Origin of the sequence: Micromonospora maris AB-18-032, from assembly GCF_000204155.1 — a bacterium.
Classification (GTDB): Bacteria; Actinomycetota; Actinomycetes; order Mycobacteriales; family Micromonosporaceae; genus Micromonospora; species Micromonospora gifhornensis.
In genome coordinates this window covers 526,748-553,171 of the sequence record NC_015434.1, presented here as the reverse complement: position 1 = coordinate 553,171, position 26,424 = coordinate 526,748, and the positions used below count along the sequence as shown (strand labels likewise).

General features: G+C 71.9%; 21 protein-coding genes. 15 read left to right on the top strand and 6 right to left on the bottom strand.

Features of this window, described 5'->3' with window-relative positions:
- Positions 1-17 precede the first annotated feature (17 nt).
- Genes VAB18032_RS02610 through VAB18032_RS02590 form a run of 5 tightly spaced genes read left to right on the top strand, consistent with a single transcriptional unit; the run spans position 18 to position 6,259 of the window.
- Positions 18-1,694 (top strand): (2,3-dihydroxybenzoyl)adenylate synthase, encoded by a 1,677-nt coding sequence (locus VAB18032_RS02610; protein ID WP_013731221.1) that lies wholly within the window; start codon positions 18-20, stop codon positions 1,692-1,694.
- A gap of 12 nt (positions 1,695-1,706) precedes the next feature.
- Positions 1,707-3,092, top strand: coding sequence for an NAD(P)/FAD-dependent oxidoreductase (locus tag VAB18032_RS02605; RefSeq protein WP_013731220.1), 1,386 nt, complete (start codon positions 1,707-1,709; stop codon positions 3,090-3,092).
- A gap of 22 nt (positions 3,093-3,114) precedes the next feature.
- Positions 3,115-3,606 (top strand): VOC family protein, encoded by a 492-nt coding sequence (locus tag VAB18032_RS02600; protein ID WP_013731219.1) that lies wholly within the window; start codon positions 3,115-3,117, stop codon positions 3,604-3,606.
- The gene (locus VAB18032_RS02595; RefSeq protein ID WP_013731218.1) at positions 3,603-4,811 is read left to right on the top strand and encodes a cytochrome P450; all 1,209 of its coding nucleotides are present in this window, start codon (positions 3,603-3,605) and stop codon (positions 4,809-4,811) included. The genes VAB18032_RS02600 and VAB18032_RS02595 overlap by 4 nt, the downstream gene beginning before the upstream one ends.
- Before the next feature lie 38 nt (positions 4,812-4,849).
- Positions 4,850-6,259 carry an NAD(P)/FAD-dependent oxidoreductase gene (locus VAB18032_RS02590; protein WP_013731217.1) on the top strand — a complete coding sequence of 470 codons (1,410 nt, stop codon included), beginning with the start codon at positions 4,850-4,852 and terminating at the stop codon, positions 6,257-6,259.
- 85 nt (positions 6,260-6,344) lie between these two features.
- Here the strand turns inward: VAB18032_RS02590 and VAB18032_RS02585 are convergent, their stop codons facing one another.
- Positions 6,345-7,343: an MBL fold metallo-hydrolase gene (locus VAB18032_RS02585; RefSeq protein WP_232510651.1), complete on the bottom strand. Its 999-nt coding sequence runs from the start codon at positions 7,341-7,343 to the stop codon at positions 6,345-6,347.
- 150 nt (positions 7,344-7,493) lie between these two features.
- On the opposite strand from VAB18032_RS02585, the gene VAB18032_RS02580 reads away from it, so the two are divergent.
- The 3 genes from VAB18032_RS02580 (at position 7,494) to VAB18032_RS02570 (ending at position 13,461) form a co-directional block, all read left to right on the top strand.
- Complete coding sequence (locus tag VAB18032_RS02580; RefSeq protein WP_050814522.1) at positions 7,494-9,020, top strand: aldehyde dehydrogenase family protein; 1,527 nt, start codon at positions 7,494-7,496, stop codon at positions 9,018-9,020.
- 44 nt (positions 9,021-9,064) lie between these two features.
- Positions 9,065-9,298 carry an acyl carrier protein gene (locus tag VAB18032_RS02575; protein ID WP_126711769.1) on the top strand — a complete coding sequence of 78 codons (234 nt, stop codon included), beginning with the start codon at positions 9,065-9,067 and terminating at the stop codon, positions 9,296-9,298.
- 245 nt (positions 9,299-9,543) lie between these two features.
- A complete protein-coding gene (locus VAB18032_RS02570; RefSeq protein ID WP_013731213.1) occupies positions 9,544-13,461 on the top strand; it encodes a non-ribosomal peptide synthetase in 3,918 nt (1,305 codons plus the stop codon).
- Between the two features lie 67 nt (positions 13,462-13,528).
- Here the strand turns inward: VAB18032_RS02570 and VAB18032_RS02565 are convergent, their stop codons facing one another.
- Positions 13,529-14,554: an acyl-CoA dehydrogenase family protein gene (locus tag VAB18032_RS02565; RefSeq protein ID WP_013731212.1), complete on the bottom strand. Its 1,026-nt coding sequence runs from the start codon at positions 14,552-14,554 to the stop codon at positions 13,529-13,531.
- Positions 14,555-14,758: 204 nt separating this feature from the next.
- On the opposite strand from VAB18032_RS02565, the gene VAB18032_RS02560 reads away from it, so the two are divergent.
- Positions 14,759-15,112, top strand: a complete 354-nt coding sequence (locus VAB18032_RS02560; RefSeq protein ID WP_013731211.1) for a VOC family protein — start codon at positions 14,759-14,761, stop codon at positions 15,110-15,112.
- Positions 15,113-15,317: 205 nt separating this feature from the next.
- Here VAB18032_RS02560 and VAB18032_RS02555 read toward each other — a convergent pair whose 3' ends face one another.
- On the bottom strand, positions 15,318-16,592 hold the full coding sequence (locus tag VAB18032_RS02555; RefSeq protein WP_081476005.1) for a condensation domain-containing protein: 1,275 nt from the start codon (positions 16,590-16,592) through the stop codon (positions 15,318-15,320).
- A gap of 156 nt (positions 16,593-16,748) precedes the next feature.
- On the opposite strand from VAB18032_RS02555, the gene VAB18032_RS02550 reads away from it, so the two are divergent.
- The 6 genes from VAB18032_RS02550 to VAB18032_RS02525 all read left to right on the top strand — a co-directional run bounded on the left by VAB18032_RS02550 (position 16,749) and on the right by VAB18032_RS02525 (position 23,329).
- The gene (locus tag VAB18032_RS02550; protein WP_013731209.1) at positions 16,749-17,948 is read left to right on the top strand and encodes a cytochrome P450; all 1,200 of its coding nucleotides are present in this window, start codon (positions 16,749-16,751) and stop codon (positions 17,946-17,948) included.
- Positions 17,949-18,000: 52 nt separating this feature from the next.
- Entirely contained in the window at positions 18,001-19,158 is a 1,158-nt protein-coding gene (locus VAB18032_RS02545) for an acyl-CoA dehydrogenase family protein (RefSeq protein ID WP_013731208.1), read from the top strand.
- Between the two features lie 30 nt (positions 19,159-19,188).
- Positions 19,189-20,256, top strand: a complete 1,068-nt coding sequence (locus VAB18032_RS02540; RefSeq protein ID WP_081476236.1) for an acyl-CoA dehydrogenase family protein — start codon at positions 19,189-19,191, stop codon at positions 20,254-20,256.
- Between the two features lie 35 nt (positions 20,257-20,291).
- Entirely contained in the window at positions 20,292-20,636 is a 345-nt protein-coding gene (locus VAB18032_RS02535) for an MmcQ/YjbR family DNA-binding protein (RefSeq protein ID WP_013731206.1), read from the top strand.
- A gap of 66 nt (positions 20,637-20,702) precedes the next feature.
- Complete coding sequence (locus VAB18032_RS02530; protein WP_013731205.1) at positions 20,703-21,719, top strand: methyltransferase; 1,017 nt, start codon at positions 20,703-20,705, stop codon at positions 21,717-21,719.
- A complete protein-coding gene (locus tag VAB18032_RS02525; RefSeq protein WP_013731204.1) occupies positions 21,716-23,329 on the top strand; it encodes an AMP-binding protein in 1,614 nt (537 codons plus the stop codon). Before VAB18032_RS02530 ends, VAB18032_RS02525 begins: the two co-directional genes overlap by 4 nt.
- A gap of 58 nt (positions 23,330-23,387) precedes the next feature.
- Here the strand turns inward: VAB18032_RS02525 and VAB18032_RS02520 are convergent, their stop codons facing one another.
- Genes VAB18032_RS02520 through VAB18032_RS02510 form a run of 3 tightly spaced genes read right to left on the bottom strand, consistent with a single transcriptional unit; the run spans position 23,388 to position 26,391 of the window.
- Positions 23,388-24,155 carry a thioesterase II family protein gene (locus VAB18032_RS02520; protein ID WP_013731203.1) on the bottom strand — a complete coding sequence of 256 codons (768 nt, stop codon included), beginning with the start codon at positions 24,153-24,155 and terminating at the stop codon, positions 23,388-23,390.
- The gene (locus tag VAB18032_RS02515) at positions 24,152-25,285 is read right to left on the bottom strand and encodes a Gfo/Idh/MocA family oxidoreductase (protein WP_013731202.1); all 1,134 of its coding nucleotides are present in this window, start codon (positions 25,283-25,285) and stop codon (positions 24,152-24,154) included. Before VAB18032_RS02515 ends, VAB18032_RS02520 begins: the two co-directional genes overlap by 4 nt.
- The gene (locus tag VAB18032_RS02510; RefSeq protein WP_013731201.1) at positions 25,282-26,391 is read right to left on the bottom strand and encodes a saccharopine dehydrogenase NADP-binding domain-containing protein; all 1,110 of its coding nucleotides are present in this window, start codon (positions 26,389-26,391) and stop codon (positions 25,282-25,284) included. The genes VAB18032_RS02515 and VAB18032_RS02510 overlap by 4 nt, the downstream gene beginning before the upstream one ends.
- Positions 26,392-26,424 lie beyond the last annotated feature (33 nt).

Genomic DNA, 26,424 nt, shown 5'->3' with positions numbered 1-26,424 from the left:
GGTGCGTACGGATACCCATGGCCGGCTCCGCCGGTGATCGGCGTACGGGAGGCCCCGTGGCTGTTCGTGAAGGCTTCACCCCCTGGCCGGCGGAGTTCGCCGCCCGATACCGCGAGGCCGGTTACTGGCGCGGTGAGGTGCTCGGTGACCTGCTGCGCCCCTGGGCCGACTGGGCCGACGAGGCTCGTGACCCGGGGCGTACCGCCGTGGTCACCCGCCACGGCCGGCACACCTACGGCGAACTCGACGCCCGTGCCGACGAGTTGGCCGCGGGCCTGTTCGAGCTGGGCGTACGCCCCGGCGACGGGGTGGTCGTGCAGCTGCCCAACACCGTCGAGTTCCTGGTCACCTGCGTGGCGCTGTTCCGCCTGGGCGCGCTGCCGGTGCTGGCCCTGCCGGCCCACCGTCGGGCCGAGCTGACCTACCTGACCCAGTACGTCGGGGCCGTCGCCCTGGTGACCAGCGACCGGACACCCGGCGTGGACCACCGCACGGTGGCGCAGGAGGTACGCGACGCCTGCCCCACGCTGCAACACGTACTTGTGGTCGGCGATCCCGGGCCGTTCCTGGCCTGGTCGCAGGTGCGCGCCCCGGCCCGGGAACTGCCCCGCCCCGACCCGCAGGACGTGGCGTTCTTCCTGCTCTCCGGTGGGACGACCGGGTTGCCGAAGCTGATCCCCCGGACCCACGACGACTACGCCTTCCAGCTGCGCGCCACCGCCGAGGCGATGTCGTTCGACCACCGGCACGCCTACCTCGCCGCGGTACCTGTCGCACACAACGCCGCCCTCGGCTGCCCCGGCGTGCTCGGCGCGCTGCGCGTCGGCGGCCGGGCGGTGCTGGCCGCCAGCCCCAGCCCGGACGAGGTCTTCCCGCTGATCACCCAGGAGCGGGTCACCCTCACCACGGTCATGCCGGCCGTGCTGTCGCTGTGGGTCGAGACCGCCGACATGTTCGAGGTGAACCTGTCCGATCTGGTCATCGAGGTCGGCGGGGCGGTGCTGCAACCCGACCTGGCCCGCGCGGTCCGTCCGGCCCTGGGTGCCACGCTCACCCACTGGTTCGGCATGGCCGAGGGGATGCTCTGCTTCACCCGTCCTGGCGACGGTGACGAGGCCGCGGCCACCACCCAGGGCACGCCGATGTGTGCCGACGACGAACTGCTCATCGTCGACGAGGCCGGCGAGCCCGTCGCGCCCGGCGAGGTCGGCGAGTTGCTGGCGCGCGGGCCGTGCGTGCTGCGCGGCTACTACGCCGTACCCGAGCACAACCGGACGGTCTTCACCCCCGACGGTTTCCTGCGCACCGGCGACCTGGCCCGGTTCGACGCCGAGGGCCGCCTGGTCATCTCCGGGCGGATCAAGGACGTCATCAACCGGGGTGGCGAGAAGGTGATGGCCGACGAGGTCGAGGGGCACCTGCTGGCCCACGAGCGGGTCCGGGCGGCGGCGGTCGTCCCGTTCCCCGACCGGCGGCTCGGCGAGAAGACCTGCGCGGTCATCGTCGCCGACGACCCGGCGCCCAGCCTGGTGGAGCTACGCAAGCTGCTGCGCGACCGGGGCCTGGCCGACTACAAGCTGCCGGACCGGTTGGAGGTCGTCGAGGCGTTGCCGCTGACGAACGTCGGCAAGGTCGACAAGCGGGCCCTGGCCGCGGCCGTCCTCGGCGACCTGACCACCGCCGCCAGCCGGTAGCGGCAGCACGACATGACGGCCTCCCTCGACGCGCCCGGGCGACCGGCGAGCCTGTGGCTGGACACGCTGCCCGCGTCCCTGCGGACGCGGCGACCGGCGCTGTCCGGCGACACCCGGGCCGACGTGGTGGTGATCGGTGCCGGCTTCACCGGCCTGTGGACCGCCTACTACCTGACCGAACTGGCGCCACAGACCTCCGTGCTGGTCATCGAGGCAGAGCACGTGGCGTACGGGGCAAGTGGCCGCAACGGCGGGTGGTGCACCACGGAGATGCCCGCCCTGCTGGCCAACCTGGTGCAGCGCTACGGCCCGATGGACGCCATGCGTTTCTTCCGGGCGGGCCAACGCACGCTCGACGAGATCGAACGGGTCCTCGCCGCCGAGGACATCGACTGCGGGTGGCGGCGCGACGGGTCGCTCTACGTCGCCCGTACCCCGCCGCAGGTCGCCCGGCTGCGGGCCTGGCAGGACATGCGCCTCAAGCTCGGCATCACCGACATGACGCTGCTGTCGGCCGCCGAGACCAGCGAGCGGGTCGGCATCGCCGGGGCGCTGCTGAGCGGATTCACCCCGCAGTGCGCGGCGGTGCAGCCCGCCGCCATCGCCGCCGGGCTGGCGCAGGCGGTGGAGCGGCGCGGGGTGACAGTGGTCGAGGGCACCCGGGCGATCGAGTTGCGACCCGGCGTGGTGGTCACCGACCGGGGCACGATCCGCGCCCGCAGCGTGCTGTGCACCACCGAGGCGTACACGGCCGGTCTGCCCGGGCACGCCCGCCGGGTGCTGCCGGTGATCTCCCGGGTGCTGGCCACCGAACCGCTGCCGGAACAGCGTTGGCGCGAGGCGGGCTGGCGGGACCGGGTCACCGTCGCCGACTCCCGCCACCAGTTCGCCTATTTCCAGCGCACCGCCGACGATCGGCTGCTGGTGGGCGGTCGCGGTTCGGGTTACCGCACCGGGTCCCGCCCGCAGGCGGCCGACCGCTCCGGCGAACGGGTCTACGCCCGGCTGCGCGAGTCCCTGGCCGAGAGCTTCCCCGCCCTGGCCGACGCGCCGGTGAGTCACCGTTGGAGCGGGGCCTACGGGATGCACCGCGACGGCGAACCGGGTGTGGTGTACGACCGCGACAGCGGCCTGGGTCATGCCGGCGGCTACGGCGGCGAGGGCATCGCGCTGAGCAACCTCGCCGGCCGCACGCTGGCCGCGCTGGTGACCGGGGTGAAGCGGCCGGAGACCCGGCTGTTCTGGACCGGACACCTGTCGCGCCGTTGGGAGCCGGAACCACTGCGGACCATCGGCGTACGCGGAGTCAGCGCGCTGGCCACCGCCGCGGACCGGTACGAGGACCGGTTCCGGCGTACGGCGCCCCTGGCAGGCGCCGTCATGCGAACCGTCCTGTGACCGTCTCTTCGAGAGGAACTCCGTGGCCAACGACTCCGTACCCCCGCTCAACGGTGGCACCCACATCAACCTGACGGTCCGCGATCTCGACCGCAGCACCGACTGGTACTGCCGGGCCCTGGGCTTCACCGTGGTCCGCGACGCCCGGCCGGTCGAGTCGGGGTTCACCTTCCGGACGCTGCTGCACTCCCGGGCCCTGACCTCGATCGTTCTCGGGCAGGCCGACCGGCCGGTGGAGGAGCCGTTCGACGAGCACCGGGTGGGGCTGCACCACCTGGCGTTCCACGTCCCCGAGCGCGACGACCTGCACACCTGGGTCGCCCACCTGGACGCGGTGGGCGTCGAACACGGCGGGGTGCAGGAGTTGTTCCTGGAGGCCGGGCACGGCGTGTGGCTGCGCGATCCGGACAACATCTGGCTGGAGCTGTACTGGCTCAACGCCGACTACTTCATGCAGCGGATGCGGGAGCACCACCGGGCGCGGCGGGCCGAGCGCGTCGGCGGGCAGCAGTGACCCTGCCCGACGCCGTCGCCCGGCCCCGGATCGCCGCCGTCGACCTGGCCTGCTCCGACGACCCCTATCCGGAGTACGAGCGGCTGCGCGCCCAGGGCCCGGTCGTGCGGGGCGAGTTCGGGCAGTGGCTGGTGGTCCACCACGGCGCGGTCAGCGCCCTGCTCCGCGACGGCCGGTTGGCCAGCCACTTCCCCCGGGAGTTCATCCGGTTGACCCTCGGCCACGGTCCCGCCGCCGAGTTCCCCACCCGCATCGTGCTCACCCAGGACCCGCCGGAGCACACCCACGCCCGCCGGTTCCTCGGTCAGGCGTTCGGCACGCCCCGGGTCCGGGCGATGACCCCGGCGGTGGCCGCGCTTGTCGAGGAGCTGCTCGCCCCGGCCCGCGACGCCGGTCGCCTCGACCTGGTCACCGACCTGGCCGTGCCGCTGCCGGTCACGGTGATCTGCCGGCTGATCGGCATTCCCGACGCCGACCGCGACCAGGTGTTGCCCCGGGTGATCGAGCTGGCTCAGGTCTTCGACGCGGCCAACCTCAAACCCGACGAGCGCGACGGCGTGGACGCCGCGGTCGGCTGGCTCCGCGAGTACGTCACCGCCCTGCTGCGCGACGCCACCCCCGGCGACTCCACCCTGGCCGGGATGTTCGCGGCGGCCACGCCCGAGGAGCGTGGGGACGTCGCCACGATCGTCGACAACCTGCTGTTCCTGTTCCATGCCGGGTTCGAGACGACAATGGGGCTGGTCTCCAACGGATGCGTGGCGCTGCTGCGCAACCCCGACCAGTTGGACCGGCTACGCCGGGATCCGACCCTGGTCCGGCCGGCGATCGACGAGTTCCTCCGGTTCGACTCACCGATCCAGAACGCGATCCGGGTGGCCCGGGAGCCGATCGAGATCGGCGGTCACAAGATCAGGACCGGTCGGTCGGTGATGCTGCTGCTCGGCGCGGCCAACCGCGACCCCGCGGTCTTCGACCGGCCGGCGGAGCTGGACCTGTCCCGCACCCCGAACCCGCACCTGGGCTTCGGCGGCGGCCTGCACCACTGCCTGGGCACCGCACTGGCCCGGCTGATGGGCGAGCTGACGTTCACCGCGCTCGCCACCGGTTTCCGGGACATCGCGCCCGACGGCGACGCCCTGCGCCGCCAGCACGGCAGCCTGCGCTCCTTCGAGCGCCTTCCGCTGGCCGTCCGCTCCGCGTGATGCCGCTGCCCACCCCCTGTCGTTAAGGAGAGACCCGCATGGCGCAGTTGTCCACAGAGGTTTACTGGCACTCCACCGAACCCACCGAGGTCGGCCCGCCGCTGGACGGTGACGCCTCCTGCGACGTGTGCATCGTCGGCGCGGGCTACACCGGGCTGTGGGCGGCGCACTTCCTCAAGCAGGCCGAGCCGGGCATGTCGGTGCGGGTGGTGGAGGCGAAGTTCGCCGGCGAGGGCGCCTCGGGCATGAACGCCGGGTTCGTGCAGATGACCGCCGGCAAGGTGCTGCGCCGGATGCTCTGGTACTACGGGGCGGAGAAGGCGGGTGGGGTGTACCGGGCGGTCGCCCGGTCGATCCTGGAGATCGGCCGGTTCTGCCGGCAGAACGGCATCGACGCCCAGTACGAGAACACCGGCATCCTCCAGGTGGCCACCGACACCAAGCAGCTGGCCCGGCTGGAGCTGCAGATCAAGCGGGCGCAGCGGGCCGGGGTCACCTCGTTCCGCCTGCTCGACCGGGAACAGGCGCAGGAGCGGATCGGCTCACCGACGGTCCTCGGCGCGCTGAAGGTCAGCGGCGCACTGCTCAACCCGTACCGGCTGGTGCGCGGGTTGGCGCGGGTGGTGCAGGAGCAGGGTGTGCTGCTGCACGAGCAGACCCCGGCGCAGACCATCGAGAAGGTCGACGGGAAGTGGCGGATCACCACGCCGCACGGCACGATCACTGCCAACGAGGTGATCGTCGCCACCGAGGCCATGCAGGGCGCCTTCCCCGAGCTGTACGCGCGCCAGATGCCGGTCTGGAACTACCTGCTGGTCACCGAACCGCTTACCGACGAGCAGCTGGGCCGGGTGCCCTGGCCGGGGCGGGAAGGGGTGGCGAACTCCTTGTCGTTCTCCACCGCGGCCCGGCTGACCGCCGACAACCGGGTGCTCTGGGCCGGCGGCCTGTGGTACATGTTCGGCAACCGGGACACCGATCCCCGCCACCGTCGCAACGACGACGCGTTCGACAAGCTGGGCGCGTCGTTCCGGGAGTTCTTCCCACAGTGGCGCGACGTACGGTTCAGCCACGGCAACGGCGGGCTGATCAGTTGGAGCCACAGCTTCATCCCGCAGTTCGGCCGTACCGACTCCGGCATGGTCTACGGCCACGGCTACACCGGCAGCGGGATCGCGGCGAGCCACACCGGCGGGAAGATCCTGCGGGACCTGGTCCTGCGGCGTAAGACGGAGTTCACCGAGCTGGCGTTCGTGACGGTCAACCAGCCCAAGTTCCTGCCCGCCCCGTTCGGCGACAAGGGCGGCGAGTTCTTCATCTGGCGGCAGCGGGTGGGCGATCGGCTGCCGCTGCTGCTGCCGTACAAGTCGGCGCTGGCGCCGAACCGGTTCTTCGCCCGCCGGACGGGCTCCCCCGAACGGGCCACCGCGGGCCGCAGCAGCGACTGACCCACGACCGCGACACCGCCCGCTCGGCGGTCGGTGTCGCGGTCCGTCCGCGCCGGTCAGTCGGTGGCCGGCGCGGACGTGTCGGTCAGTCGGTGACCGGCGCGGTGAGGTCGGCGTGCAGGGTGCGGCTCTGGCCCACCGCCAGGTCCCACAGGTCCTCGGCGGCCCGCCCGCTGGCCTGCCACGCCTGCCGGGCCTGCCGCAGCGGCTCCAGCGGCGCCTCGGCGGAGAGCGCGAAGGTCCCCCAGTGCATGGTGGCCATCCGCTGGGCGCCCAGGTCACCGCAGGCGCGTACGGCCTCCGCCGGATTCATGTGCAGCGGCTTCATGAACCAGCGGGGCAGGTACGCGCCGACCGGCATCAGGGCGAGGTCCACCGGACCGCAGCGTTGCCCGATCTCGGTGAAGTACGGCCCGTAGGCGGAGTCCCCGGCGAAGAAGACCCGACGTACCGGGGCGGCGGTGGCAGGGTCGGCGTCGGCCTCCAGCAGCCAACCGCCCCAGAGGCTCTGGCAGCCGTCGAAGAGGGTCCGGCGGCTCCAGTGGTGCACCGGTACGAACTGGAACTGCACCGCGCCCAGACGGACGCTCTCCCACCAGTCCAGTTCCTCCACGGCGGTGAAGCCCAGCCGGCGGAACCACCAGCCCAGCCCGCCCGGCACGAGCATCAGCACGTCGCGTGGCAGCCGGCGGATGGTGGGCGCGTCGAGGTGGTCGAAGTGGTTGTGGCTGATGACCACGGCATCCACCGGTGGCAGTGCCTCCCAGGGCAGGCCGGGTGGGGTGAATCGGGGCCGTACGCCGGGGATGCGCCGTGACCACACCGGATCGGTGAGCACCACGAGCCCACCGATCTGGAGCACGAACGAGGCGTGACCGACCCAGGTGGCCACCACCTCGCCCGCGCCGGCGTGCGGTAGCTCAGCGGCCGGTTGGACGGGGATCTGGTCGACCTCGCTGAGATCGGGCTTCATCCCGCCCTCGGCGATCAGCTTGCGGACCGCCCGGGAGCCGGGCACCGGGTGGGTCAGCCGGTCGGCGAAGCTGGTCGGCCAACTGCGTTTACCGTGCCTTCCGGAAAGCATCCTGTCAAAGACGCGATAAACACTTCGCGGATATCTCATCACGTACCTCGATGCTCTCGCCGGCAGACCCCTGCACCTGCAACATTTGCGCCGTCAGCTAGGCCCAATCGAGGGTATGCCGAGCCTGGTATTTGCGCTAGCGTCTCTCGCATGTCGGCGACCACACACACCGACAGGCTATCTTTGTCCTGTCTGGACGATTTGCCGCGAGGGTTGTTCATCGCAGGCAAGTGGTCTGCTGCGGACGACCATCGCCAATTGGTGTCTTTGCGTCCATCCACGGCAGAGACACTCACGACGGTCGCGCATGCGGGCGTCACCGATGTGGCCAGGTCCGTCGCCGCGGCCGGTGCCGCCGGCCGACCTGGATCCCGCTGGCACCGGATGTCGCCGGCGGCCCGGTCCCGGATGTTGCATCGGATCGGCGACCTGATCCTCGAGAACGCCGACCGGCTGGCCCTGCTCGACTGTCTCGACAACGGCAAGCCGCTGCGGGTGGCCCGGGCCGGCGACGTACCGGCCGCCGCCGCGGTGTTCCACTACATGGCCGGCTGGCCCGGCCGGTTGAACGGCGAGAACGCCTCGATCTACACCGGCAGCCCGGAGCGGCACCTGGCGCTGACCGTACCGGAACCGGTGGGTGTGGTGGCCGCCATCATTCCGTGGAACTTCCCGCTCTACATGGCGGCGGCGAAGGTGGCCCCCGCCCTGGCGGCTGGCTGCACCGTGGTGCTCAAGCCCGCCGAGCAGACGCCGCTGTCCGCCCTGGCCCTCGCGCAACTGGCCCAGGAGGCCGGTCTGCCGCCGGGCGTGCTCAACGTCCTCACCGGCGACGCCGCCACGGGTGCGGCGCTCGCCGCGCATCCGGGCGTCGACAAGGTGACCTTCACCGGGTCGACGGAGGTCGGGCGCAGCATCGTCCGGGGCGCGGCCGTCGACTTCCGCCGGGTGACCCTGGAACTCGGCGGCAAGTCACCGAACATCGTGTTCGGCGACGCCGACCTGCGGCAGGCGATCGACGGGGCGGCCCACGCGATCTTCTACAACCAGGGTGAGACCTGCGTGGCCGGTTCCCGGCTGTACGTGCAACGGCAGGTCTTCGACGAGGTGGTCGCCGGGATCCGGGAGCGGGCCGCGGCGATCAGGATCGGCGACGGTCTGGACCGGGACACCGAGATGGGGCCGCTGATCTCCGCGGAGCACCGCACCCGGGTGCTGTCCTACCTGGACTCCGCCCGGGCCGACGGGGCCCGGGTCACCGGCGGTCAGGTGCCGGACTCGCCGGGCTTCTTCTGCACTCCGGCCGTGGTGACCGACGCCGACCCGCAGGCGCCGGTGGTCCGCGAGGAGGTGTTCGGCCCGGTGCTGGTGGCCCAACCCTTCGACACGGTGCAGGAGGCGGTGGCGCTGGCCAACGACAGCCCGTACGGGCTCGCCGCCGGCGTGTTCACCCGCGACCTGGGTCTGGCGCACCAGGTCGGCCGTCGACTGCGCGCCGGCACCGTGTGGATCAACAGCTGGCACGTGCTCGATCCGGCGCTGCCCTTCGGCGGGATGCGGGGCTCGGGTTGGGGGCGGGAAATGGGCAAGGCGGGCGTCGACGCCTTTCTCGAAACGAAAACACTGATAAATGATCTCGGCAACCGGTCGTGGGGGCCGACACCTGCTTCGAAGTGAGTACCGGTCGCGCTCGGCGACCGGGCACGTCGTGGGGAGGCATCGTGACAAGCGAAGAGCAGATGCTTGACATCTGGAAGAACATTTTCGGCCGCCAGGTAGGACCGGACACCGACTTCTTCGACGACCTCGAAGGCGATTCGATGGCGGCAGCGGCCATCGTGCACTGGGTGAACATCGTCTTCGGCGTACAGCTACCGATGATCGAGGTTTTCGACCGGCCCACTCCGTCGGAACTGACCGGTGCGGTGGACGAACTACGGGCCGCTGCCCGGTAGCCGTCGCCCGGCTCGCACCTCTCCCTCACCGGTCGCCAGCAGTCACCGGTCGACCGCAGCTCAAGAACCCGTCCGGGGCACACCTCCGGCGGGGGCATTCGTACCACTTCGTTGTCAACCGGCCATCCCGAGGGAACGTCATGGACATCGCCAGATCGGAGCACCACCCTTCGTCAGCCAGCGTCCCCCAGGCCCCGCCGCCGGCACCGTCGCGCGCGGACGCTTCGGGGGCACACTCGGCACCGTTGAGCGATCTGCAGTACGCGTACCTGCTCGGCGAGCTGGGCGATTTCCAGCTCGGTGGTCCTGCCCTCTTCTTCGAGGAATACGCCTGCCAGGAGCTGGACATCCGGGCCTTCAGCTCGGCCCTGCACCAGCTCATGCGCCGGCACGAGATGCTCCGCGCGTCGTTCGACGAGACGGGCCTGCTGCACGTCCAGGACGAGCTGCCCGTACCGCTGACCTACCGGTCGCTGCGCGGGCAGCCGGAACACGTCTGTCGGCGGCTGCTCACCCGTAACCGGGAGCGCTGTTACGACGAGGGGCCGCCACGCGGCCGACACGCGCCGTTCGAGGTCTTCGTCTTCGCCCTGGACACCCACATCGTGGTGCAGGTCTGCGCGCGGCTGCTGGCCATCGACGGGTTCTCGGGTGAGATCTTCGCCCAGGAGCTGCGGGCCCTGCTCGACGGCGAGTCGCTGCCCCCGTTGCGGTACACCTTCCGGGAGTACCGCAACGAGGTCGAGCGACGCAAGGACAGCGACGAGCACGAGCGGGCCCGCCGCTACTGGCTCGACCGGCTGGACACCCTGCCCGCGGCACCGGAGCTGCCGCGCCGCCGGATGACCGGCGACCCCAGCCCACGCCTGGTACGCCGGGTCTTCAAGCTCACCGCCGAGCAGTGGACCAGCCTGGCCGCGCGGATCCGGAAGAGTCGACTCACCGGCACGATGGTGCTGGGCGCGGCGTTCTGCGAGGTGCTGCGGCACTGGTCGAAGAACCCCGACTTCACCATCAACATCATGTACGGCGACCGGCTGCCGTTCCACCCGGAGGTCGACAAGATCATCGGCAACTTCAGCAGCACCCTGCTGATGGAGTGCCGCCAGGTCGGCCCGGGCAGCACCTTCCTCGACCGGGCCCGCGCCTGGCGTCGGCAACTGCTCCAGGACATGGAGCACTCCTCCTTCGGCGGAGTCTCCGTGATCCGTCAGCTCAACCAGCGCACGGGCAACGCCCGCAACGCGCTGATGCCGGTGGTCTTCACAAGCATGCTCGGCGTCGGGGATCCGGACACCGGCGTCTTCCTGGAGCATCTCGGCTGGCAGCGGCTGGAGGGCAAGGTCCGTACGCCGCAGGTCGCCTTGGACCACCAGGTCTTCGTGGCCGGCGGCGCCCTGGTCACCACCTGGGACAGCGCGGACGACCTCTACCCCGCGGGCATGATCGACGACATGTTCGCCGCCTACCGGTCCCTGCTGATCCGGCTGGCGACCGAGGACGACGCCTGGGAGATGGAGTCGTTCGATCTCACCCCGGCGGCTCAGCTCAAGATCCGCGAGCAGGTCAACGACACCGCCGCACCGGCCCGGGTGGCCACCATGCACCAGCTCTTCGAGGAGCAGGCCGAGCGGCAGCCGGACCGGCTCGCGGTGATCGCCGACGGCCGGGAGGTCACCTACGCCCAGCTGCGTGACCAGGCCAACGCCGTCGCGGCGGAACTCGTCGAGGCGGGCGTACGGCCGGGCGAGGTGGTCGGCGTCCAGGCGCTGCGCGGGGCACACCAGATCGTCGCGTTACTCGGGGTGCTGCTGGCCGGGGCCGCTTACGTGCCGGTCTCGCCGCAGTGGCCGCGCCGCCGACGCGAGCAGGTCGCCGAGATATGTGGACTGCGGGTGCTGCTGGCCGACCGCAGCATCCAGGACGAGGAGCCGTACGCCGGTGGGCGCAGCATCGACATCGCCAACGCCATCGCCCGGCAGGACGGTGCAGCCCGGCCGGCGGTGGTGACCAGCCCGGAGTCGTTGGCGTACGTCATCTTCACCTCCGGCACCTCCGGCACGCCGAAGGGCGTGATGATCTCGCACGGCAGCGTGGTCAACACGCTCGTCGACATCAACGAGCGGTTCGGGCTCAGCCCCCGCGACCGGGTGCTCGCCGTCTCCGACTACACGTTCGACCTGTCGGTGTGGGACGTGTTCGGGATGCTCGCCGCCGGTGGGACGGTGGTCGTACCGACCGCCGGGCAGGAGCGCGAGGTCACCCACCTCTACGAGTTGTGCCAGGCCACCGGGGTCACGGTGTGGAACAGCGTGCCGGCGTACCTGGCGATGTTCGTGGAGTTCGTCCGCACCAGTGGTCGGCGTCCGCTCACCGAGCTGCGGCTGGCCATGGTCAGCGGCGACTGGGTGCCGATCAACCTCGGCGCGGAGCTGGCGGAGATCGCGCCGCACGCGGCCTGCGTGAGCCTCGGCGGGGCGACGGAGGCGTCGATCTGGTCCAACTACCACCCGGTGCCGGTACGGGTGCCACCACACTGGATCTCGATCCCGTACGGTCATCCGCTGCGCAACCAGCGCTTCCAGGTGCTCGACGCGGGCCTGCGGGACCGCCCGGACTGGGTGCCGGGTGAGCTGTTCATCGGCGGGCGCGGCCTGGCCCTGGGCTACCTGGGCGACGACGAGCTGACCGCCGCCTCGTTCCTGGTGCACCCACGGCAGCAGGAACGGATCTACCGCACCGGCGACTGGGCCCGCTACTGGCCCGACGGCACGCTGGAGTTCCTCGGTCGGGAGGACCCGCAGGTCAAGGTCAACGGCTTCCGGGTGGAGCTCGGCGAGATCGAGGCGGCGCTGCTGGCCCACCCGGCGGTCACCGACGCCGCAGTGGTCACCCGCACCGACGGTCGGGCCGTGTCGCTCGTCGCCTTCGTGGCCTCGCAGACCCCGGCCGAGCAGTTGGTCACCCAGCTGAAGGACCACCTCGCGTCCCGGTTGCCGGAATACATGGTGCCGCGCAGCATCGACGTACGGCAGCGGCTGCCGCTGACCGCCAATGGCAAGGTCGACCGGCGTCAGCTGGCCGAGCGGGCGGCCGGCGTGGGGGCGACCCGGCGCGTCGGGGACGACGCTCCCCGTACCAGCACCGAGCGAGCCCTGGCCGCGCTGTGGCAGGAGCTGTTGGAGGTGCCGGAGGTCGGCCGCTCCGTCGACTTCTTCGCCTACGGCGGCAGTTCACTGCTGGCGGCACGGCTGATGAACCGCATCGAGCAGCAGTTCGGGCGACGACTGCCGCTGGCCACGCTCTACACCTCGGGCACCATCGCGGAGATCGCCGCCCTGCTCGACCCGGCCTGTCACACCGGGCCGGCGGGCAACCTGGTCGTGCTCTCCGACAACGGGCATCGCCCGCTGATCCTGGTGCACCCGGTCGGCGGCGACCTGCTCTGCTACCGCCCACTGCTCGCCGAGTTGGGCGAGCGGCACCGGGTGCTGGGCCTGGCCGCGCCGTCCCCGGCACAGCTGGAGGTCACCATCGAGGAGTTGGCCGCCGGCTACCTGGCCGAACTCGCGCCGACGCTGGCGAACGAGCCGCCGGACCGGCCGATCCGGCTCGCCGGCTGGTCGCTGGGCGGCGTGGTGGCGTACGAGATGGCCCGGCAGTTGCGGCGGGAGGGCCGCGAGTGCGCGGTGCTGCTCATCGACCCGTGGGTCGGCTGCGGTGCCCACCCGACGGTCGACGACACCGCGCTGGTGAAGGCGTTCCTGCACAACCTCGCCGGTGCGCCGGTGGAGGTGCCCGTCGACCCGTGCACCCCGAACGTCGCCCAGGAGACGCTCCGCCGCATCTGGGCGGCCCCGCCGCCGCAGCTCAAAGAACTGAAATCGATGACGTACGCCGAGGTGCAGGCGATGTACGACGTCTTCGAGGCCAACACCCGGGCGCTGCTGCGGTACTCACTCGTCCCCGAAGACGGTCTTGAACTGGACGTGGTGGAGGCGTCGCGGGGGCTCGTCGGCCCGGCGGCCGGCTACCTGTCGCCGCTGCGGCACGCCGCGGCCAAACTCCCGGCCCGCTTCCACATGCTGGAGGCCGATCATTTCACCGTGGTCGACGGCGAGCACGCCGACGCCGTCGCCCGCCTGATCGACGAGATGCGATAACCGGCACGGGGCCCGCGACGAGGTTCTCCACGTCGCGGGCCCCGAATGCTGGTATGGCGACGGAGTGTCAGGCGACGCCCGGGGACGTGGTGAGCGTGGTGTGCAGGGCGTCGCGGATGCCCGGGCGGGAGCCGAAGACCAGCAGGAACGTCGCCTCGCGCACCAGCCGCTGGGCATGCTGGTCGAGCAGCACGGCCCGGCTGCCGGCGGCCACGGCCAGGTTCGCGCTGGCCCGCAGCGCCAATTCCGACGCGGCGGCCCGGGCGGCGGGCATGGTCTCCGGGTCGGCGCTGTCGAGGCGGTCCCGAACGGCGTCGAGCTGCGACCGCAGGCGCGGCTCGTCCGCCAGCTCGATCGCCCGGTCGGCCACGCCGAGCGCGAGCGAACCGTTGAAGCGCAGCGTCGCCGGGTCGCGCTGTCGCCACGCCTCCAGCGGCATCTGGTTGGCGACCCGGTCGGCAGGTACGAAGTGGTTGTCGAAGGTGACCGTCACCGTGCTGCTGGCGTTCACCGCCGACATGCGCAGCGGCTCGACGGTCAGCGTGTCACTCGTCGCGGCGTCGACAAGCGCGAAGACCAGCGTGTCGTCGGAGACCCGGGCCGCCACGTAGATCGTGTCGACCAGGCCCCAGCCGCTCACCCACGGCGCGGCGCCGGAGAACAGGAATCCACCGTCGACCGGCGTGGCCGACAGCGCCGCCGGACCGGGCCGCACCGCCGCGCCGATCGCCAGCCCCGCCCGGCGTTGCCCGGTCGCCAGCGGCTCCAACCAGGCCGCCCGCAGCTCGGCGTTGCCGGTGTTGGCCGCCGCCATCACCGCGTTGTGATGCTGGGCCCAGAGGAACGTGGTGGTGAGACAGCCGCTGGCGAGGGTCTCGATGACCCGGCACACCGCGGGGAAGCTCGGCAGGTCGAGGCGGTTGAACTCCGGGGGCGCGGCCAGCCCGTAGAAGCCGTGCTCGGCGAGCAGGTCCAGGTGGGAGATGGGTACGCGGTCAGCGGCGTCGACCGCCAGCGCGGCGGGGAAGAACACCTCGTCGGCGATCTCGCGCGCCTGTCGCAGGCTCGTGGACTCGTCGATGGAGACAGTCACAGCAGTGCCCTCCGTTAACGGGGCCCCGGGGGGCCGGTGGTGCGGGCCCATGAGCCCGGTGGCCGCGTCGGCTGCCGCGGTGGCTGACCCGCCAACCACCAGAACTCGTCTTTACTAGCATCCTTGTGTGTCTGCAAAAGACGAGTCAATGCCCGTTATGATGCTAGGACATCTTTCCTGACAGATCACGCACCGGAGGGCGCCGTGGCAGGAGAACCTTCGTTCATCGAGTTTGCAGTCCCGGTTCCCGAACGCACCCGGGACTTCTACGAGGCGCTGTTCGGCTGGAAGTTCACGATGCTCACCCACGGGTCGTACATCGAGATGCCGGGCGCACCCGCGGGCCTGGAGGCCGGCTCCCACCCGGACACCGACCCGCCGCACATCATCGTCTACTTCGCGGTCGACGACCTGGCCGCGGCCGTCGAGCGGGTCAAGGAGCTGGGCGGTGAGGTGGGCCCGTTGCGGCCGCCGAGCCCGGACTACGGCGCGTTCGCCGAGTGCCGCGACAACCAGGGCGTCGCCTTCGGCCTGCGGGAACTGCCCAAGGCCAGCTGACCGGACGCGACGGTGGTGGTCGGCGGGCACCGCCGACCACCACCGTTTCGTCTGCGTAGGTATCCGGGCCGCCCACCACCCGGGCCACCCAACTGATCGACTCCGTTACGGCGAAACGGTGGTCACCTACCTACCGGAATACCGCCATCCCGCCGTAACGGCGGCGGCCAGACCGCTGCGGTGGCGACCAGACCGCTGCGGCGGCTCAGGACGGGGAGGCCGGCAGGCGGTGCGGGTCGGCGACCACGGCGGCGGCCAGCTGCACGTAGTCCTTCACCAGTTGTTGCGCCCAGTCCGGGGTGAACCGGTCGCGGTCGCACATCAGGACGGCGGTGAGCGTCTCGTCCTGCGGTACGACGACGAACTCCAGCGCGAAGCGGCTGCGCTCCAGCTGCGCCTCCAGGTCGTCCAGCTCGTCGCCGCTCATGTCGGCGCGCGGTACGAACGAGCCGAGCAGCTGGAACATGACGTCGTCGGTACGGCCCTCGCCGGTGACCGTGCCGGGCGGCAGCAGCTGCGCCGGCAACTCCTGGTGGCGCAGGCCCTCCATCACCACGTTGCGCACCTGCCGCAGCAGGTCGGTGAAGGGCTCGGCGTCCTCCACCCGACCGCGCAGCAGCACCATGGAGACGAAGAAGCCGACGGTGTCGCGGACCTCCGGCCGACTGCGGTTGGCGAACAGCGACGCGACCGTCAGGTCCGACTGGCCGGTGGCCCGGTGCAGCACCAGGTAGAACAGGGAGAGCATCACCGGAAAGAGGGTGGTGCGCTGCCGGCGGGCGAGTTGGTGCAGGCCCTGCACGACGTGCGCGTCGATGGTCAGTTCCACCGACACCCAGGCCGGCTCGTCCGGGCCCCGGGGGACCTCGGCACGCTCGGGCAGGCGTACCAGTCGCGCCCCGTCGAGTTGACCGCGCCAGTGGTCGAACAGCGCCGTCGAGTCCGGCCCAGAGATCCGCTCCCGCTGCCAGTCCGCCCAGGTGGCGTACTGCCAGCCGATCTCCGGCAGTTCCTCGCCCTGGTAGAGCGCCCGGATGTCGCGGGAGAGCAGCGCGTTGGACCAGTCGTCGCTGACGTAGTGGTGCATGGTCAGCACGAAGATGTGGTGCTCGGGACCGACGGTGATCAGGGTGGGTCGGGTGGGCCACACCCCGAAGTCCACGGCGGTGGACAGCTCGGTGGCGATGTGTTCGCGGGCGGCCTGGCGGGGGTTGGCGTGCCCGGAGGTGTCCACCCGGAGCAGCTCGACCGGACGCGGCGGATTGATCACCTGGACGAGTTGGCGTTTCCGGGCGACGAACGTCGTCCGCAGCGACTCGTGTCGCTCGTGCAGCAGGTCGACCGCGCGCTGCAGGGCGACGACGTCGCAGGCCCCACGCAGATGCCACACGACCTGCTCGTTGAGGGAGTGCTGCTGTCCTCGATAGTGGTCCATCAGCCACAGGAGGCGTTGACCCACCGAAGCCGGTAACTCTCGCATGGCCGCGACGCTACCGCAGTACGCGTGTGGTTACGAGGGTTTGGAAGATACTCGAACAGTCTCCGCAGACACTCCTTGACACGAGTTTCGCGGAGCCCGAATAATCGGCGGCGGACGCGGGGCGTGCACGCCGTACCGGTCCGTCGGGAGGCCCCTATGACAGCCGTTCGCGCGCCACGGGTCAGTTTCGACGTCTCGGATCCTCGGCTGCTGGCCGACCCGTTCCCCACGTACGAGCAACTGCGCCGTACCGGTGCCGTGCTGAGCAACGGACCGGGGCAGTGGGTGGTGCCGGGCTACCGCGAGGTGGCCGCGCTGCTGAAGGATCAGCGGCTGACCAAGACCCTGCCGGAGCAGTACTACCGCTTCACCGTCGGTGACCCGGAACTGAGCGGCTTCCTGTCCGGGCAGAACCTCGGCCAGCGCAACCGGCTCGCCAGCCGGGTGCTTGTCAGCTCGTTCAGCCCTGGCCTGGTCCGGCGGCTCGGCGAACGCATGACCTCCCTCGTCGACGATCTGCTCGAACCCGTGCTGGCGACCGGCCGGATGGACCTGGTCGCCGACCTGGCGCTGCCCTTCCCGCTGATGGTGATCTGCGATCTGCTCGGGGTGCCGGCCGCCGACCGGTCCCTGCTGTGGCCGCACGCGGCGCAGCTGGTCCGGGCCTTCAGCGACGTGGCGTTCGGCAACGACCGGGACATCGACGAGGCGGTGCGGTCGCTGCGCTGGCTGCGCGAATACCTCGGCGACCTGGTCGAGAACGGTCCGGCCGGCGACAACCTGCTGACCCGGATGGCGACCACCGAGTCGGACGGGCAGCGGCTGCGCCGCGAGGAGATCGTCGACAACGCCATCACCGTCTTCTACGCCGGCTTCGAGACGTCGATGGGCATGATCACCAACGGCATGGTCGCCCTGCTGGAGCACCCCGACCAGCTTGCCCGGCTGCGGGCGGGGACCGCCGGCACCGCCACCGCGATCGAGGAGATGCTGCGCTACGAGGCGCCGATCCAGGTGACCATGCGCAGCCCCCTGGAACCGGTGGAGGTCGCCGACCGGGTCATCCGGCCCGGCCGCGTCCTGTATCTGCTGGTCGGGTCGGCCAACCGGGATCCGGAGCAGTTCGACGAGCCGGACCTTTTCGACGTCGGCCGGCGACCCAACCAGCACCTCAGCTTCGGTGCCGGCGTGTACCACTGCCTGGGTGCGGCCCTGGCCCGCGCCGAAGGCGTCGCCGTCTTCGGCCGGCTGCTGGGTCGTACCCGCGCCATCGAACTCGACGGCGAGCCGGTGCGCCGGCCGCGCTTCAACTTCCGCACGTACGACCAGGTGCCGCTCGCGGTGCGGCCGGCGTGACGGTGACCAGCATGCGGCGCCCGGACCCGGCCGCCAGGAAGCGAGGACGGCGTTGAACCTGCACGACGACCCGGCCGAGGCCGCGTTCCGCGCCGAGCTGCGCGACTGGCTGCGGTCCCGCCTGCCGGACGACGACCCGTCCCGCACCTGGAGCACCGCCGAGTTGCGCGACTGGAGCCGTGACCTCTCCGCGGCCGGCTACGCGGGCATCACCTGGCCCAAGGAGTACGGCGGTCGCGGGCTCAGCGCCGCCTACCAGGCGATCTTCGTCGAGGAGACGGCTCGCGCGGGCGCACCCGACCACATCAACATCATCGGGATGAACATGGTCGGTCCGACGCTCATCGCGCATGGCACCGACGAGCAGAAGGCGCGCTACCTGCCCGGCATCCTGTCCGGTCGTACCCTGTTCTGCCAGGGGTTCTCCGAGCCGGACGCCGGTTCGGACCTGGCGGCGGTGCGCACCTCGGCGCGGCGGGCGGAGCCGGACGGCTACCTGCTCGACGGCGAGAAGGTCTGGTCCTCCTACGCCCACCTGGCCGATTACTGCCTGCTGCTGGCCCGCACCGGCCCCGCCGAGCCGAAGCACCAGGGGCTGACCTGCTTCCTGCTGGACATGCGGGCACCGGGTGTGAAGGTGTCGCCGCTGCGGCAGCTCAACGGCGACACCGACTTCAACCAGATCATCCTGACCGACGCGCGGGTCGACGACGGGGATGTCGTGGGCGAGGTCGGCAGAGGTTGGTCGGTGGCGTTGTCGACGCTGGCCCACGAGCGGGGCACGTTCGGCATCACCCTCACCGCCCGGTTGGTCGCGCAGTTCGACCGGCTGCTGCGGCTGGTGCACGAGGTCGGTGCCGAGGACGACCCGGCCGTCCGCCGTGAGCTGGCCATGTTGCACGCCCGGTTGCAGGGGCTGCGGTACACCGGCTACCGGTCGCTCGCCGCGCTGCGCCGCTCGGGTGAGCCCGGCGCGGAATCCTCAATCCTCAAGCTCGAATGGTCGCTGCTGCACCAACGGGTCTGCGCGCTCGCGCTGCGCCTGCAGGGTCCGGCGGCGCTGCTCGACGGCGGTGACGCCGCCTGGCACGGGTACTGGCAGCGGCAGCGGTTGCGCAGCCGGGCCAACACGATCGAGGGCGGCACCTCCGAGATCCTCCGCGGGATCGTCGCCGAGCGCGTGCTGGGCCTGCCCCGGTCCCGCCAGTGACCACCGGCCCGCGACGACACGGAGATGACCATGGACTTTGCCCTCACCGATGAGCAGCGGGCGATCCGGCAGGCCGCCCGGGACCACCTGGAGCGGCACTATCCGCCGCTGCGGGTGTGTGCCCTGGCGGAGGGCCCCGGCGGGAGCGAGGCCGGCGCCTGGCCCGAGCTGATCCGGCAGGGCTGGCTCGACGACGACCTGGGCATGGTCGAGCTGACGTTGCTGGCCGAGGAGAGCGGCCGCTGCCTGCACCCCACCCCGTGGTGGACGACTGTCGCACTTGCCGCACCGTACGCCCGGGCCGCCAGGGAGCAACTGACCGTACCGGCCACCTTCGCCGACGGCGGCGGCACGGTGCGGGCCGCCCGCTCGCCGCAGGGGTGGACCCTCACCGGGCAGGTCGCGGCGGTCCCGCAGGCCGGCGCGGTGCGTTGTCTCGTGGTACGCGCCGACACCGACCAGGGGCCGGCCGTGTTCGCCTGCGACACCGGCTCCGCCGGGCTGGTCGTGGCAGAACTGTCGACACTGGACACCCTTCGCCGGATGGCCCGGGTTCGGTGCGACGGCACGCCGGCGCGGCTGCTCGTCGGGCCGGACCGCGCGGCGGAGGCGGCGCGTACCGCCCGGCTGCGCGGCGGGGTGCTGCTGGCCGCCGAGGCGGTCGGGGTCGCGGCGGGTGCGCTGGACATGGCCGTGGCCCACGCCCGCCAGCGGGAGCAGTTCGGGCGGCCGATCGGCAGCTTCCAGGCCGTGGCACACCAGCTGACCGAGGCGTACGTCGACACCGAGTCGGCCCGGTCGCTGGCCTACCGCGCCGCCTGGCTGGTGCAGCACGAGACCGAGGCGTGCGCGCAGGCGGTCGACGAGGCGGTGCTGGTGGCGCGCAGCGCGGCGGTACGCACCTGCGAGACGGCCATCCAGATCACCGGCGGAATGGGAGTGACCTGGGAGTACCCGCTGCACCGGTGGCTGCGCCGGGCGCTGTGGTTGGAGGCCTACCCCGGCTTCGGTGACGACCCGCACGACCGGGTGGCCGAGCGGCTGCTGCGGCGTGCCGACCCGGACGAGATCACCCCGACCGCACCCGACGGACGTTAGCGTGACGCCGTCCGTCGACAACCGAGGAGGCCGTAGTGGTCAGCCCCGAAACCGTCAGCAGCATCGCCCTGTCGCTCCCCGGAGCGCACCAGTCGGCGCACTTCGACGTGACCGACTTCCGGGTCAGCAACAAGATTTTCTGCACCCTGCCCCGGCCCGGAGTGATGGGGTTGCGGATCGACGTCGCCGAGCAGGCGGCGCTCATCAGCCAGGACCCGGCGACCTTCTCGGCGCCGAACAACAAGTACGGGCAGAGCGGTTGGACCTTCGTCGAGCTGGCGACGGTCGACCCGACACAGCTGCGAGAGCTGATCACCGATGCGTGGCGCCGGCTCGCGTCCAGGAAGTTGCAGGCCGAGTTGGACGAGGCCGATTCCTGACACCCCGCCACGCGACCCCGGCGGCCGAGGGCCGCCGGAGCCTCACGCGAAGGGACGGAGACACCCGTGGGCACCAGGCGCACCATCGACGCCGATTCGATCTTCAAGCTTCTTGAGCTCGGCGACTATCTCCTGCCGTACACCATCCGGGCGGTCTGCCTGCTCGGCGTGGCCGACCACCTGGTGGACGGGCCGATGCCGATGTCCCGGCTGGCCCAGGCGACCGGGACCCACGAGCCCACCCTCCGCAAGACCCTGGAGTACCTCGCGACCCGGGAGGTGTTCGAGCTGGTGGAGCCGGACAGCGTGGCGTTGACCCCGCTGTCGGACCTGCTGCGCGAGGAGCACCCCTACTCGGCCCGCGACATCTTCCTCTCCCCGGTGGCCTGCACTCGGGCGATGGAAGGGCTGCCCGAGTCGATCCGCACCGGTGGGCCCGCGTTCGACGTGGTGCACGGCCGGTCCATGTGGGAACACCTGCGTGACCAGCCCGAGGACGGCGAGGCCTTCGACAAGGTGATGAGTGGGGTCACCAGCATGGAGTTGCTGGCGGTGCTGCGCGCCTGTGACTGGCAGCGCTTCGACAGCATCGTCGACGTCGGCGGCGGCAACGGCGGGTTCCTGGCCAGCCTGCTGCGTCGGGTCCGCGGTGCCAGTGGGGTGCTGTTCGACCTGCCGGGCGTGGTGGCGAACGCCCCCGCCGTGCTGGCCGCCGCCGGAGTGGCCGACCGGGTCGAGGTGGTGCCGGGCAGCTTCCTGGAAGGGCCGATCCCGCCCGGCGGCGACGCGTACGTGCTCAAGCGCATCCTCTACAGCTGGAGCGACGACGAGGTGGTGGGCATCCTGGGCCGGGTCCGGGCCGCGATGAAGCCACACAGCCGGCTGTTCATCATGGAGGCCGGGCGGCAGGAGGCCGAGGTGCCGGCGCTGGCACGCCGCATGGACCTGCTCATGCACACCCTGACCGCCGGCGGCGCGCGGACCCTCGACCAGCAGAGCGAGTTGCTGAACCGCGCCGGCCTGGAGTTGGTGCGCAGCATCTCCACCCCGATGTTCCCGATCATCGAGGCGGCACCCGCGTGACCGGCCCGCTCGCCTGGCTGGACCGGCCCGACGAGCGGCGCGGCATCCGGTTCGCCGAACCCGACGGATCGTGGCGATTCTGGTCGTACGCCGAACTGGCCGACCTGGTACGCCGGTACGCGGCGGCGCTGCGCGACACCGGGGTGGGCGCGGGCGACGTGGTGTCGATAGTGGAGACCACCGGCCCACGGTTCGTGGGGCTGCTGTTCGGCAGCATGCTGGCCGGTGCTGCCGCCTCGCCGGTGGCACCGCCACCACCTTTCGGTGACCGGGAACGCTGGACCGAGCACCTGCATGGCGTGCTGCGGGCCAGTACGCCCCGGCTGGTCGTGCACGACCCGGCGCTGCCCCTGGTGGCCGAGGTCTGCGCCGGGGCGGGCGTGCCCGCGTACGACGGTGAGGGGCTGCTCGCCGGCGGCGACAACCGGTGGGCGGCGGCACCGACGTCGGACGGGCTGGCGCTTGTGCAGTTCACCTCGGGCAGCAGCGGTCGGGTGCGCGGGGTCCGGGTGCCCCGTCCGGCGCTGGCCGCCACCGTCGCCGGCATCCAGGGGTGGCTACGGATGACCCCCGACGACCCGACCGCCTCCTGGCTGCCCGTGCACCACGACATGGGCCTGGTGGGTTGCCTGCTGGCGCCGGTGGCCACCGGGTCGGACCTGTGGCTGATGTCGCCGGGCGACTTCGTCCGCCGGCCGCTGCGCTATCTGGAGTGCTTCGGCCGCCACGGTGCCCGGCTGACCGCGATGCCGGCCTTCGGGCTGGACCACATCATCCGGCGGGTGCCCCGCAGAGCCCTCACCGGTATGGACTTCTCGGCGTGGCGGGCGGTGATCGTCGGCGCGGAGCGGATCCAGCCCACCCTGCTGACCGAGTTCGCCCGCTTCGCCGCACCGCACGGGCTGCGCCGTGAGGCGCTGCTGCCCGCGTACGGGCTGGCCGAGGCGACATTGTCGGTGACCGGCGTACCGCTGGACACCGGCTGGCGTACCGCCACCGTCGAGCAGGGTGAGGTGGTGGGTTGCGGGCGTCCACTCGCCGGTGCGCAGGTGACGGTGGTGGACGACGACGGCCGAATTGTCGAGGACGGCACGGTCGGCGAGATCGTGGTGCGTGGCCCGTCCGTGGCGGCGGGTTATCTGCCCGCGAACTCCGACGGCACAGCCAGCGTCACCCGGCTGATCGACGGCGAGGTGCACACCGGCGACGCGGGTTTCCTCGTCGACGGGGAACTGTTCGTGCTGGGCCGCCTCGGTGACGGCGTCAAGGTGCGCGGCCGGATGCTGCTCGCCGAGGACGTCGAGGCCGCGGCGGTCTCGGCCTGCGGCGCGCCGGTCGGGCGGATCACCGCCCTGCTCGGGCAGGTCGGTGACGCACCCCGGGTGGTCCTGCTGCTGGTCCGGCCCGAGCCGGACTGGCTGACGGCGGCCTGTGCGGCGGCCGAGGTCGCCGCGGAGGGGGTGCCGGTGGAGGCGGTGGTCGTACCGGCCGGCGCGGTGGCCCGCACCAGCAGCGGCAAACCCCGCCGTCGCCTGATGTGGCAGGACTACCTGGCCGGCCGCCTCCGCTCCGCCGAGCCGGTACCGGCCGGACCGCCCGCAACACCCTGACCGCGTGCTCCGGCCCGGAGCCGGCCCGACACTGCGGCGGGCCGTCGGCGATCGACGGTCAGTGCGGCTGACCGGCAGGCAGGCCGAGCGCCTCGCGGAGGTGGTCGAGCACCTCGGCCTGCCGGTCGATCAGATAGAAGTGGTGCCCGGGCAGCACCCGGAGCTGGAAGTCCCCGGTGGTGCAGCGCCGCCAGTCGGCGACCTCGGGCACGTGCGCCTCCGGGTCGTCGTCGCCGGTGATCGCGGTGACCGGCACCGACAGCGGCGCGCCGAAGGTGGGCCGGTAGGTCTCGACGAGCCGGTAGTCGGCCCGCAGCGTGGGCATCAACGCGCTGCGCAGCTCCGGATGGGCCAGCGCCTCGTCGGTGGTGCCACCGAGGCGACGCAGCTCGTCCCAGAGTTCCTCGTCGCTGCCGAGGTGCTTGACGCCCGGCCGGTGGTGCTGCGGGGCCGGCCGACCGGAGACGATCAGCCGGCGCGGCGGGGCACCGAGACCGTGTTCGAGCCGGTGCGCCACCTCGTACGCGACGGCGGCACCCATGCTGTGCCCGAACAACGCGAAGTCGGTGTGCAGCAACGGTTGCAGCGCGGCGACGATCCCGTCGACCATGGTGGCCATGTCCCGTACGCACGGCTCGTGGATGCGGTCCAGCCGACCGGGATACTGCACCGCCACGACCTCCACCTCGGCGGGCAGCCGTACCGCCCACTGCCGGTAGAAGGTCGCGTTGCCGCTGGCGTACGGGAAGCAGACCAGGCGCCAGGTCGCGGCCGGACGGGGCCGGTAGCGGCGCAACCAGGATGTGGCCTGCGCGGTCGTCCTCACGGTCGGGCCGCCTCGTCACCGGCGGCGGCGATGGCCTTGAGGTCGTCGTCGGTCAGCGGCTCGGGCGGGGTGGAGGAGAGCAGCTCCGGCGGGCCGAGCCGCAGGGTCAGGTCCTGCCACAGCTTGCACAGCGACAGGTGGTACTGGCCCCGGCGCAACGGATCCTGCCGTTCCTCGACGGCCTGGTGCAGCTCGGTGAGGGCGTGCGCGATGCCGGCCGGCCACAGGCTGCGGAAGATGTGCCGGTACGACGGCACGGTGGCCGGACCGAGCACGACGGCGCTGGGCGCCTGCGCGTCGTCCGGCATGGTCGCGTAGTGGGGGTCGGCGTTCGGGTCGGCGACCTCGCGGGGGAAGTCGGGGCGGGCCGACCAGACGACCGGCCCGTGGGTGTTGACCAGGGTCAGGTTCCCGGCCTCGGTGCCGATGCTGATGCGGTGCATCAGGTGGGCGTAGTTGTCCGGGTCGGCGGGGTCCATCTGGTTCTGGATCCGCAGCGTGGTGGGCACCCCGGCCAGCACCCCGTCGAGGCTGCGGAAGGGGATGTCCAGGCTGGTCGCGGCGGCCACCGTGGGCGTCGTCGCGGACAGGTCGCCGAAGGCGAACGGCCGTACCCCACCGAGGGACTGCCCGAGGATGTCCAGCAGCGAGTACGCCAGCTGGAACCCGGCCGCCGCGTCGATGTAGAGCGGACGCTGCCGCCGCAACAGCTCCTGCGCCGCCGCGACGAAGCGGCGTACCGGGGCGACGTGCGTGTAGAACGGGTTCAGGTGGTAGACGACGCCGTGCCGGCGGGCGGTACGCAGGTTCTCCGCCAGCTCGTCGTGGTGCAGGGGGTGTTCCTGGAGCACGTGGATGCCGCGGGCCATCAGCGCGCGGGCCAGTTCCGAGCCCCGCCCGCCGAGCAGGCCGCCCCGGATCACCACACACGCCATGTCGATGTCGTCGGGCAGCTGCTCCGGGTCGGTGTACAGCGGCGCGTCGTAACGGCGGGCGCAGGCGCGGGAGCGTTCGCTGCCGGCAGCGATCACACCGGCCAACTCGAAGGGCAGCTCCGGATTGCGGAACGCCTCCAGGTAGACCTGACCGAATCGGGCGCCACAGACGACGACCCGGGGACGTTGCCTCACAGTGCCTCCTCCACGTGGCCGCCGACGTGGGCGGCTTCACCGTCGAACACGCTCAGGTCGCTCACGGCGGCAGAGCCGGCGAGCAGGTCCACGGCGAGCTGCGGGTCGAGCGCCTCCCCCGCGAGGTGCAGGCCGACGGCCAGGTTCCCCCCGGTGAGCGCCGCCACGGCGACGGCCGCGAACGCGCCGGTGAGCGCACTGGCGCTGGAACCGCGCAGCACGAGGGTCCGGGCGTCACCGGCGGCGGTGGTCAGCTCCACCACGAACAGCTGGTAGGTCGCCTGCCCGAAGGCGTCCAGCTCGGCGGCGCGGCGCAGCGCCTCGGCGGCGTCCCCGCCGGTCGGGGGCTGCCGCAGCACCTGCGCGACGTGCGGGCCGGCGAAGACCGAATGCCAGGTGGCGTCGGTGACGCCCAGGTCCCGGGTCACCCGTTCCAGTTCGGTGCTCAGGTACGGCACCGCCGTCGCCGGTTCCGGGAAGAACGGCAACTCCACGTCGGTACGGGTGGGCAGCGACTGTCGTACGCCTGCGGTAAGCGCCGCCCCGGCCTGACCGAACCCCTCCCCCACCCGCAGATAGTCGGCTGCGGCGGTGGCGGTGAACCGGTCCCGACCACCGAGGTAGCCCAGCAGGGCGCGCGGCGGCTGCGGCAGGGCGGCGGCGAGATGACGGGGCAGCAGGGCGCTCAGACCGGGCATCATGCCCGCGGAGATCACCGCGGTCCGCTCCGGCGCTCCCGCCAACAAGGCCCGCACCTGCTCCCACAGCACGTCGTCACCGGCGGCGTCGACGTAGTCGGCACCGGCGGTGAGCGCCACCCGCGCCACCCGGTCCTCCACCAGGTAGGCCGGGCCGGCGCAGTTGAGCACGACGTCACAGCCGGCACAGAAGCGGTGTAACGCGTCGGCGTCATCGAGGTCGACCACCTCGACCGTGGCCGCGGATCCGGTGGCGGTGAGCCCGCCGGCCAACGCGTCGAGGGGCGCGCGGCGGCGACCGGCGAGGCGCAGCGTGTGCCGGCCCCGCCGATGCAACTCGGTCACCGCAACGGAACCGACCGCGCCGGCCGCGCCGACGACACCCACCACCGGCGCCGTCCCGGTCACCGGGAGACCTCCGGCGACCCGGCCCGGGCGACG

What these genes read in the sequence shown, in the direction of transcription:
- VAB18032_RS02610 (WP_013731221.1), top strand. Translation starts at nt 18, where the DNA reads ATGGCCGGCTCCGCCGGTGATCGGCGTACGGGAGGCCCCGTGGCTGTT.
- VAB18032_RS02605 (WP_013731220.1), top strand. Translation starts at nt 1,707, where the DNA reads ATGACGGCCTCCCTCGACGCGCCCGGGCGACCGGCGAGCCTGTGGCTG.
- VAB18032_RS02590 (WP_013731217.1), top strand. Translation starts at nt 4,850, where the DNA reads ATGGCGCAGTTGTCCACAGAGGTTTACTGGCACTCCACCGAACCCACC.
- VAB18032_RS02585 (WP_232510651.1), bottom strand. Translation starts at nt 7,343, where the DNA reads ATGCTTTCCGGAAGGCACGGTAAACGCAGTTGGCCGACCAGCTTCGCC.
- VAB18032_RS02580 (WP_050814522.1), top strand. Translation starts at nt 7,494, where the DNA reads ATGTCGGCGACCACACACACCGACAGGCTATCTTTGTCCTGTCTGGAC.
- VAB18032_RS02555 (WP_081476005.1), bottom strand. Translation starts at nt 16,592, where the DNA reads ATGCGAGAGTTACCGGCTTCGGTGGGTCAACGCCTCCTGTGGCTGATG.
- VAB18032_RS02550 (WP_013731209.1), top strand. Translation starts at nt 16,749, where the DNA reads ATGACAGCCGTTCGCGCGCCACGGGTCAGTTTCGACGTCTCGGATCCT.
- VAB18032_RS02540 (WP_081476236.1), top strand. Translation starts at nt 19,189, where the DNA reads ATGGACTTTGCCCTCACCGATGAGCAGCGGGCGATCCGGCAGGCCGCC.